We start from the raw sequence: 9,606 nt of genomic DNA, 5'->3' as shown, positions 1-9,606 counted from the left end.
TTTATAGCCATTTTTGGTAAAGACCGTATTGTGAATGTGTTCGCAGACAGAGAGTTTATCGGTGAGCAGTGGTTTACATGGTTAATTGAACAAGACATCAACTTCTGCATTCGTGTTAAAAAAACTTCATTGTCACCAATCATTTAGGAAAGAATCATAAAATTAGTGATTTATTTCGCCATCTTAAAGTTGGTCAAATTGAATGTCGTAAACGACGGATTTTGGTTGGTCGGGTGAAACTATATATAAGTGCACTACAGTTAGAAAATGGAGAGCTTTTACTCGTCGTTTCTCCTCAGTTTAATGCCAATGCTATTCAGGATTATGCATTACGCTGGGAAATTGAAACCTTATTCAGTTGTCTCAAAGGACGCGGGTTTAATCTTGAAAATACGCGCTTGACAGACCCTAGACGAGTGAAAAAATTGATTGCGGTGTTAGCTATAAGCTTCTGTTGGTGTTACTTAACGGGTGAATGGCAACATAATCAAAAAAAAGCGATAAAAATAAAGAAGCATGGACGACTCTCAATGAGTTTATTTCGCTATGGTTTAGACTATGTTCAAATGGCGATTCAGCGTTTAATTGGTTTTGGGAAAAAAGAAGAGTTTAAGGAAATTTTGGCAATTTTAAGAAAGCAGAATCCTGATAGGATAAGGGTTCTGTGAAATTTGTCGTGTACAGAGGACTCTTGAGAAAAACTATATGTTTACTCGAGTCGAACCTAACTTAGGTAATTGCTGTAGTTGAGCACCAATGGATTAGACATCAATGCCTAGTGGTTGAACGGCCGGGAAGTCGACCTCGGTCTGTGTCACTTCGTTAACGTAGTTAGTGAAAGTGTTCAGGGCAACAGCCAACAGAATATCCACTACATGTGCATCACTGTAGCCAGCGTTCAGCACCGCTTGGACCTGGTAATTGCTGACTTGCCCGCGCTGGCGGACTACGGCGGCAGCAAAACGCACGGCTGCGTCGGCCTTAGGGTCATTTGATGCACCGCTGCGGTTGGCAGTGAGTTCAGCATCATCAAGCTTGGCCACCTTACGGCCTAGGAAGGAATGGGCAGCAAGGCAATAATCGCAGCCGTTGATCTCAGCGACGGCTAGGGCAATACGCTCAAGAGTCGCTGTACCCAAGCCGCCCTGTGCTGATGCTGCGCTCAATTGCAGGTAGCCAGTCAGCGCAGCAGGGCTGTTGGCAACGACGCGGAACATGTTAGGAACGCGGCCCAGTTGTTTTTCCACAGCCTTGAGTGAGGTATGGGTAGCAGTAGGCGCGGCGTCGATTGTGGTAGGGGTGTTCAAACGTGACATAAATTTCTCCTAGTGATTTGAAAGACAGCACGCTGTATTGGCGTGGAATAAATTGTATTTAAGAAGGTTCTGCTTGATAATCCGTTGCTATCAGACAGCTCATCTTCACGTCTTGCGCAGTCGCCATTTCAGTGCCACTACACACCTTCGTTGACGTCACGCCGTCCTGATTTCTAAGGAGGTCTTCGAGACTCCAAAAACACCCTCCGGCAACGATCACATTATTTATTTTTCATAAAGCCTCCTTGGTTTTTATCTATTTACTAATGGAACTGAATTTACAGCATGTAAAATAGATATAACATGCTCAATAGTTCGTATAATGTGACTTATTAGACAGTTTACGTAGGGGCTATGTATGGATGCAGACTTTGGATATCAGATTAAAAGAGTTGTGAAATTAAGGGTTCACGAAAAACTGCAAATATAGGGCAAATCAGATTGTCTATACCCATAATTTAGAGCGCCCGAGCATCAGGAACTCACTGAAAGCAGACGTTTCTGAAAATAAACAAGGCACAGCGCTTGAAAATTTCGAGACATCAACGTTTTGCCAAAAGGCTAAAAATGCGTGCACTACTCATTTCGCATTTAAAGAGAGCATCGGTTATTAGGCAATAACGATGTGGCCAAAATTTGTCGACCACTACACTATCTCGTAAACGAGTTTGATAGACGTCAACTAGTACGTATTTTTAGTGTAAGGTCATATTAATGCACGATGCTAAACTCTGCTGTGAGCTAGGTAGGATGTATAAATACCATAAATATTTCAATGCTTTACTTTTTAAAGCTCAAGTGAGTTACTCAGTTCCGACTGTTGGTGGCAGATTTGGAATCTCGCGATTTGTCTTAAATGTCAGCCAAGCAAGTCTCTCGCTAATAAAGTGTTGACTATCCCTGACAAAGTAACAATTTCTTGCCATAATCAGACTTAAGCACTTTACTTAGAGTGTATGTGCGCCGCTTAATGCATCAATGCTGCTAATTCCCTGATTGACATCAATCACTTTGTTTCCTGTTTGATACTCTGAGATAAACAAGATCGAATGATGCAAAAGGGGACTATTTAAATACTGAGGGAACAAATGGCAGTAGATTTGAGCATAGAAACCGCTCTGCTCCTAGAGCGCTGGCAAGGCATTGTAAACTCGATGGCTCAAGTCGCGGAAGTGCCTTGTGTGCTGATTAATCGATTAGATAAAAACGAAATTTGTCAGGCTGTTGGCAGTGTGTCAGTACCAACTTTTTATTGCGGTGAACCTGTTCCATTGGCACTTAACACTTATTGTTCCCAAGTCATTTCCAGTAACCAGCCATTACTAGTTGAAAATGCAATCGGTACCCGATATGAAAACAATAACCCAACATTTGCAGCAGGCTTTAGTTATTACTATGGCCTGCCATTGCTTTGGCCTAGCGGAAAAACTTTCGGTACTTTGTGTATGTTGGACTTTTCAAGCCCAGATCGGGCATCACAACACTGTTCCTTACTCACACTTTTTAAGCAGGCCATTGAATACGATTTACAGATGCTTCAACAACAGCAAGATCTGCTAAAGCGTGAGCAACAAGCAGACAAAAAATTTATACAACTATTCAATGAGATGTCAAATAGGATAAGACCGGTAACTAATAATAAGTTGCTTCAATCTGAGTTGTTTGTACTTTTGACAAGCCAATACCAATACTGGCATCAGGAACTGGATAAGCAGCTTAATCAAACCGTCCTGACTGATGAAAACTCCATTCATATAGCGGCACTGGTTCGAATTTGGTCAAATTTGTTGGCGATTGCCCATGAAACAGAATGGTTGAGAGCTACGGCAGTTCTAGAACCTTATAGTTGTGATGCTGTTGCGTCACTGGTCAATGCAACTCCATTATTAGAACAAGCAGTGTATAAAACAGCGCTGACCCTTGGTGCTGATCTCGTTTTGAGGAGTCATTTGCCTAATCCACTGTTACTAAGTGGGAAACCAGAGTTATGGTCTCTGATAGGACTAGCTATCACGAGCTTTTTAGTTGTTGGCGCCAGCGGTACAAGTATAACTATTTTTGTCAGTAACCGATTAAAAGGTAAGTACAGAGTTTTGGAATGGTCCCTTCTTGTAAAAGGCCAGACGATGCCGCTGCGTTTTACCCGCGATAATCAAGCGCTTTATGGTTTTGCAACAGTATGTGCCGAGTTAGCGGGTGCTGTTCTTGAATCTGGTGAGTGGCAATTAACTGAGAGTCTTCAGCAACAGAGTCGTTATCTCAACTCAAATCGTGATCACGTTGACGACATTGAAAGCAGGAATGCTTCAAGAACTGCTAATGGCATAACCAGGCTTATCTGCTTATCGATACCGGTGATGGGAGACGATTTATAAACACTCAGCGATGATCAGCGAAGTTGTGTTTTAGTTTTCTTGTTGGCACTACATCCGGTATGGCGGCCTTTAATCTGAGAGTGACACTTGGGATAACTGAAAAACTGGCTGTGATTCTGCTGAACGGAGCTTGGTGCTAAGCATGTTGGCGTCATTCAAAGCAAGGTCAACACTGCTATTAACGTTTACGATTATCTGACGGACGTGCTGCTGCGCGTCAACCAACATCCAGTAAGCAAGGTACATGAACTAATGCCGAAGTTACGGAAAGCTCAGTTCGAAAGCGCATTACAGCGTTCAGCTCTATTTAGCAATCCCGATGCTTCGGTAAAATAAGCCACGGAAAATGCTCCGGAGGCCGCATGCACACTAAATAGATGACGTTAGACGAAGAGTTGGATTTAAACGAGCAAATTATAGAGCCTGCGACCGGAAAAGCCAAAAGTTTATAAATACAGCTAAAACTCAAATCAAGCAGGCGAATATTGTACAAAACAATACCATTGCTACAGAGATAACTTCAAGTCTGACAGATCTATGCTAGAGTTAAATCAACGATTTAATTCATTTTTCTATGCAGGATCTTTGAAAAATGCAGTAGAAAAACGGAGAAGTACATGACCTTTAGTTTAGCTCAAACAGCTAGTGCAGAAACCACACTAAAAGCACCTGCTGAAGCAGATCAGAACCTGCGGGATATCACTGAACTGGCGTGTTATATCTGTGATGCACCAGTGGCTATGGTGACGCGAACCGATGACACAAAGCTGAATCTAATTGCAAAAGTTGGTATTTCGCGTACCTCTGTATTAATTAAAGAGTCCTTTTGCGTGTATGCAATGGAAACACCTGATGCGGTAATGGTGGTCCCTGACGCTACTTTAGATCACAGATTCAGTACCAATGCTATGGTGATTTCAGGACCTGGCTACCGATTTTATGCTGGCTCGCCGCTGATTGATCCCGAAGGTGCAGTGATTGGTACTATTTGTGTCTATGATCATGTTCCTAAGCAGCTGAACCAGCGGCAGATAAGCTCTTTGCAGGCTCTGTCCAGACAAGTGATCGCCATACTGGAGCTGAAAAAAGTCGGCGAACAATTACATAATACCAGCATGACGGATGCGCTGACAGGGGTGAACAACAGAAGAGCTTTTGACCTCAAGTTTGAAGCTGAATTTGCTCGCTGGCAAAGAACAGGACAATCTTTTGTACTGGCATTGATTGATATTGATCACTTTAAGAGTTTTAACGACAGCTATGGTCATGCCGCAGGAGATGAGGCACTGAGTCAAGTCGCGGCTCTGTTTCAGCGCCATAGCAGGAACTATGACTTTTTCGCCCGTTATGGTGGTGAAGAGTTTGTGCTGATCCTGCCAGGCACAGACACAGCGTCCGCAAATAAAACACTGGAAAAGTTAAGGCTGGTAGTGGCTAACCATGAGTGGTTATTACGACAATTAACGGTCAGCATAGGTTTGGCCAGCGCTGATTTATTTGACGACAAAAAGCAGTTGCTCGAAGTCGCCGATCAGATGTTATACAAAGCTAAAACCCAAGGCCGCAATCAAACCAGTGTGTTCGCCACACTGTAAGAGATCTGTTCATGCTGCGCTGATCTCAAGACCTCATAAAAACTGAGGTCTTGCTTCGGTCGATAAGCTGGTCTGATATTGGCATTATTTATTCCTTTCAAATACATGGGTAATGCGACTTACACAGATTTTTTATGCTCTCTTGGACTCCATGTGAAGGAGATCGTCACATTCTTTACATATAGAAAATAGAGTTCTTTAGCCAGCTGCAATTTCAGATTAACCGATTCGGTAAGCTTTCTGCATTTCCGGAGACAACTTTTTTAGCCAGCTTGAGAGACTGAAGCCTTTTCTATCGGTACTATTTAATTTAGTAAAATACAGATGTTCATCCCAGCGAGGACCGAAATCTACTTCTGCAAGACTTACAAGCTGTTTGTTTCTGCGAAGACGATGCTTTTGATGGTAATCTTCGGCGGGCCAAAAATAACCATTTTGTTCTCCGGCCTCAATCACCTCGGGAGATTTCTCCTTTCCAATCGCTTGAATCAGTTCTTCAGCTACTTGTTTTTGCTCCAGATCAAAAACAAAAAGTATCTGGCGATACTGGCCCTGCTTTCTACCATGAACAGACCATGATTCAAAACTTCCAAGAAGTTCCCTGTAGCTGATTTGGTCTTTATCGTAGATCACTCTGACGACTTCGGCGTGTCCGTTGATGTTGCGGTAACTCGGATCCAGAGTTGATGCTCCAGCGTAGCCAACACGTGTTTGCACTACTCCCTGCGTCCCTCCAAAATTAGAATCCGGTCCCCAAAAGCAACCCATGCCGAAAACCGTTTGACTAAGCTTCCCGATTTTCAATGCTTCTTCGATTGCTTCAGGGGTTGCAAATTCATAGCTTTCAACACCGTCTTCTTTATTCATTTTTAGATCCGACATATTTTTCTCCTAACTTTCAAGAATTGTAGCCACTCCCATTCCTCCCGCCGTGCAAACGACGATAAGGCCACGTTTTCCAGGACCAGCTGAGTGCAGTATCTTTGCTAAAACTCCGACGATCTTAGCGCCAGTAGCCGCAAACGGATGCCCAAGGGCAATGCTACTTCCACGGACATTTAGCTTCGAGCGGTCAATTTTTCCGAGAGGCTCTGATCGTCCCAAACGTGTTTTGCAGTATTCAGCAGACTCCCACGCCTTCATCGTGCAGAGCACTTGTCCAGCGAACGCCTCGTGAATTTCGTAAAAATCAAAATCCTGAAGCTTTAAGCCGTTTCGCTTCAATAATTCACTGACCGCCACAGTTGGAGCCATGAGCAAACCTTCGCCAGCGACGTAATCCACGGCAGAAGTATGAGAATCCACAATCTTGGCCAACAGCGGCCAATTATTCTTTTTAGCCTCTTCTTCGGAAGCCAAAAGAACGGTGGACGAGCCATCTGTGAGCGAGCTTGAATTTCCCGCCGTCAAAGTCCCTTTTTCTGATTTATCAAAAACAGGTTTTAACTTCGACAATTTTTCCAAAGTTGTATCAGCACGCAAAATTCCATCGGTCTTATTTCCTTGGAATGGAAAGACGAGATCATCATAAAACCCATCTTTATATGCTTGAGCTGCATTTCTGTGACTTGCCAGCGCTAACTCATCTTGCTCTTGGCGAGAAATATTCCACTCTTTAACCATGAGTTCGCAATGCTCACCCATTGATTTTCCGGTGCGTGGCTCAACCACTGCGGGCAACACTGGCTTTAGATCGCTAGGTTTAATTCCTAAAATGATTTTTACTTTCTCACCAAGCGTTCTGGCAGAATTCAACGCAATCAATTTTCTTGCGAAAGTTCGACTAACCATAATGGGCAAATCGCTGTTGCTATCAACACCGCCCGCAATGCCACTTTCAATTTGGTGGCTAGAAATTTTGTGAGCAATCTGAATCGTATTTTCCAAGCTCGTTCCGCAAGCACGTTGCACGTTATATGCCGGAGTGTTTGGATGCAAACCGGAGGATTGAACGACTTCACGAGCCAAATTCCAGTTAGCCGAGCTGTGCATGACAGCTCCTAAGGCTACATCGCCCACAGTTTTTCCTTCCAAGTTATATCTATCAACTAAACTCTTTAGGCTCGCCGTCATTAGTTCTTCACTTGAGACGTCTCGATATGCGGTCATAGATTTCATAAATGGAATCCGAGCTCCACCTACGATATAAACGTTTCTCGTTTTCATAATTTCACCTCCGGCTTTGTGTGCCGTTCAAAAACTTCTCCGACCTTCACGTCGTACGATTCAAAAATGTAGTCTTTGCCAAGCATCTTGGCTTTTTTGTGTTCGGGATGCTTATCCCAAGCATCGAAAGCTTCTCTGGTAAGGAACTCGACAATTAGAACATCTTCACCGTTAGGAGAAGAAAACCGCTCATGGCTTCCGTAACCAGGAATGGCTTCGACAAGCGCGGACATCTCGGCGTATCTTCTTTCAAACTCCCCACCGTGCTCCTTGGCAACACGACTGCGGACAACTGCTATAATCATTGATCTGACTCCTTACTAAGCTAATTACAATCCTCAAAAAAAAGATCTCGTTATTTCATCGAAGCTTCCAACCACTTGTCGAGATCCTTGAACTTGGGGTTTCTCAGCTTCTTTGTCCCAACCAGTATTGTCGGGAAATTTAACTTTCCAGTAGTATAAAGGGATCGCAGTTCATCAGCTGCCGCGTCGTCTTCGTGAACATCTAAAAAATCAAACTCGATTCCTTTTTCTTTCAAGTACGACTGGTAAATCTTGGTTTTATGGCAGTCTTTATGACCGAACAGCTTAATCAACACGAACGGCTCCTTTTTTCAAAAGGTTCACTTTCATAAACCCCCTCGATTTAAAAATTATTCTACAAACTTCAATGACTCCGAGTTGATGCAGAATCGAGCCCCAGAGGGCTCAGGACCATCTGGAAAAACGTGCCCTAAGTGGGCTTCGCACACATTGCATAGCACTTCGATTCTTCGTCCGTAAGTCGTGTCCAGTTCATATTGAATTACGTTGTCGGCGACGGGCTCAGAAAAACTCGGCCAACCTGTTCCCGAATCAAACTTAACGTTCGAATCAAACAGTTCAGTGTCGCAGCCCGCGCAGGCATACCGTCCTGCCTCATAAAATGAACAGAGTTCCCCAGTGTGAGGGCGCTCGGTGCCTTTCTTCCGCATGACATTAAATTGAGCGGGCGTCAGAATTTTTTTCCACTCTTCCTCGCTCTTTTCTACTTTTCTAGGAGGAGCGGGAGTGCCGTTATCGAGATAGTTGTTAATGCTTTCCCAGTTGAACATAAATTTGCTCCTTTATTTTTGGGTTTGTTCTTTAGCTATCAATCCACGCGAAGAAGTCAGTCGCGCTACCAATGAATTTTCCATCCACAAAAACTTGCGGAACAGTTTGAAGGTTGGTTTTTTTCTTCAACTCATCATAAGTCTTGGGATCGTCATCCACGCGAATTTGTTTAAAATCAACTTTTTCAGAAGTTAAGTACTCCTTCACGCGTTTACTAAACGGACAATGGTCTTTTGTGTAGATGACAACGTTCTTAAGTTCTTTCATTTTTTCCTCTTTCGTTTGATTCATGGTTTAATCTCTCTCAAAATGGCACGTGTACCCGTGGGGATTCTTCTTCAAATAGTTTTGGTGATACTCCTCAGCGTCATAAAACTCTTTTTCCAAGGCTACCGTCGTGACCACGGGATTCTCGAAGCGACCGATCTCATTGACCTCATCAATCACGTTTTCGATAATCGCTTTCTGTGCATCGTCACGATAGAACGCTGCCGAGCGATACGAAGTGCCAACATCATTTCCTTGGCGATTCTTCGTAGTCGGATCATGGATTTTGAAAAAGTAATGTAGAATCTCTTCGAGAGATATTTCGTCTTGGTCGTATTCCACGCGAACCGCTTCGGCGTGCCCCGTTTTCCCTGTTATAATATCGGCGTAGGTAGGATCATCAAAATCTCCGCCAGAGTAGCCCACCTTCGTTGACGTCACACCGTCCAGACTCCTAAGGAGGTCTTCGAGACCCCAAAAACACCCTCCGGCAACGATCACATAATCTAGTTTCATAAAGCCTCCTTAGTTTTCATCCACTTACTGATTAGACTGACTTTACAGCATGTAAAATAGATATAATATGTTCAATAGTTCGTATAACATGACCTATTGGACAGTTTACGTAGGAGCTATATATGGATGTTCTCAGTGAAATTTTAGCTCTGTACACGACAAAAATAGATAACTCATTGAAATAATGTCACAATAATTGTTTTCTAACGACGAATACTATGACACATCTCAATGAGTTATATCTTATCTTAAACAAATATCTAAAATGGAACAA

The 9,606-nt window shown here is 43.3% G+C and carries 12 protein-coding genes and 1 pseudogene; 3 read left to right on the top strand and 10 right to left on the bottom strand.

What is annotated here, in order from left to right:
- Positions 1-668: pseudogene (locus tag MF4640_RS17575) on the top strand (IS4-like element ISAba1 family transposase); the annotation flags it as partial.
- A gap of 93 nt (positions 669-761) precedes the next feature.
- On the opposite strand, the gene MF4640_RS17570 reads toward MF4640_RS17575, so the two are convergent.
- Positions 762-1,316 (bottom strand): carboxymuconolactone decarboxylase family protein, encoded by a 555-nt coding sequence (locus tag MF4640_RS17570; RefSeq protein ID WP_078390389.1) that lies wholly within the window; start codon positions 1,314-1,316, stop codon positions 762-764.
- Positions 1,317-1,374: 58 nt separating this feature from the next.
- Positions 1,375-1,536: a peptide-methionine (S)-S-oxide reductase gene (locus tag MF4640_RS19830; protein WP_223290059.1), complete on the bottom strand. Its 162-nt coding sequence runs from the start codon at positions 1,534-1,536 to the stop codon at positions 1,375-1,377.
- 868 nt (positions 1,537-2,404) lie between these two features.
- On the opposite strand from MF4640_RS19830, the gene MF4640_RS17560 reads away from it, so the two are divergent.
- Positions 2,405-3,691 (top strand): GAF domain-containing protein, encoded by a 1,287-nt coding sequence (locus MF4640_RS17560; RefSeq protein WP_000257537.1) that lies wholly within the window; start codon positions 2,405-2,407, stop codon positions 3,689-3,691.
- 69 nt (positions 3,692-3,760) lie between these two features.
- On the opposite strand, the gene MF4640_RS20000 is transcribed toward MF4640_RS17560, so the two are convergent.
- On the bottom strand, positions 3,761-3,937 hold the full coding sequence (locus MF4640_RS20000; RefSeq protein ID WP_153310265.1) for a hypothetical protein: 177 nt from the start codon (positions 3,935-3,937) through the stop codon (positions 3,761-3,763).
- Positions 3,938-4,308: 371 nt separating this feature from the next.
- On the opposite strand from MF4640_RS20000, the gene MF4640_RS17555 reads away from it, so the two are divergent.
- Positions 4,309-5,286 carry a sensor domain-containing diguanylate cyclase gene (locus MF4640_RS17555; protein WP_002119794.1) on the top strand — a complete coding sequence of 326 codons (978 nt, stop codon included), beginning with the start codon at positions 4,309-4,311 and terminating at the stop codon, positions 5,284-5,286.
- A gap of 219 nt (positions 5,287-5,505) precedes the next feature.
- On the opposite strand, the gene MF4640_RS17550 is transcribed toward MF4640_RS17555, so the two are convergent.
- Genes MF4640_RS17550 through msrA form a run of 7 tightly spaced genes read right to left on the bottom strand, consistent with a single transcriptional unit; the run spans position 5,506 to position 9,332 of the window.
- Positions 5,506-6,168, bottom strand: a complete 663-nt coding sequence (locus MF4640_RS17550; RefSeq protein ID WP_001281573.1) for a peptide-methionine (S)-S-oxide reductase MsrA — start codon at positions 6,166-6,168, stop codon at positions 5,506-5,508.
- A gap of 9 nt (positions 6,169-6,177) precedes the next feature.
- Positions 6,178-7,452: an acetyl-CoA C-acetyltransferase gene (locus MF4640_RS17545; RefSeq protein ID WP_000857678.1), complete on the bottom strand. Its 1,275-nt coding sequence runs from the start codon at positions 7,450-7,452 to the stop codon at positions 6,178-6,180.
- Positions 7,449-7,757, bottom strand: a complete 309-nt coding sequence (locus MF4640_RS17540; protein ID WP_000582514.1) for an antibiotic biosynthesis monooxygenase family protein — start codon at positions 7,755-7,757, stop codon at positions 7,449-7,451. The genes MF4640_RS17545 and MF4640_RS17540 overlap by 4 nt, the downstream gene beginning before the upstream one ends.
- A gap of 50 nt (positions 7,758-7,807) precedes the next feature.
- Positions 7,808-8,053 carry a glutaredoxin family protein gene (locus MF4640_RS17535; RefSeq protein WP_000905740.1) on the bottom strand — a complete coding sequence of 82 codons (246 nt, stop codon included), beginning with the start codon at positions 8,051-8,053 and terminating at the stop codon, positions 7,808-7,810.
- Between the two features lie 54 nt (positions 8,054-8,107).
- Positions 8,108-8,548: a peptide-methionine (R)-S-oxide reductase MsrB gene (gene msrB / locus MF4640_RS17530; protein ID WP_000483554.1), complete on the bottom strand. Its 441-nt coding sequence runs from the start codon at positions 8,546-8,548 to the stop codon at positions 8,108-8,110.
- Between the two features lie 31 nt (positions 8,549-8,579).
- Positions 8,580-8,840 (bottom strand): glutaredoxin, encoded by a 261-nt coding sequence (locus tag MF4640_RS17525; RefSeq protein ID WP_001076938.1) that lies wholly within the window; start codon positions 8,838-8,840, stop codon positions 8,580-8,582.
- A 3-nt stretch (positions 8,841-8,843) separates the two neighbouring features.
- A complete protein-coding gene (gene msrA, locus MF4640_RS17520; RefSeq protein ID WP_000762837.1) occupies positions 8,844-9,332 on the bottom strand; it encodes a peptide-methionine (S)-S-oxide reductase MsrA in 489 nt (162 codons plus the stop codon).
- Between the last annotated feature and the right edge of the window lie 274 nt (positions 9,333-9,606).

The organism is Acinetobacter sp. MF4640 (assembly GCF_002018895.1).
GTDB lineage: Bacteria > Pseudomonadota > Gammaproteobacteria > Pseudomonadales > Moraxellaceae > Acinetobacter > Acinetobacter johnsonii.
This window is presented reverse-complemented; position numbering and strand designations above follow the sequence as displayed.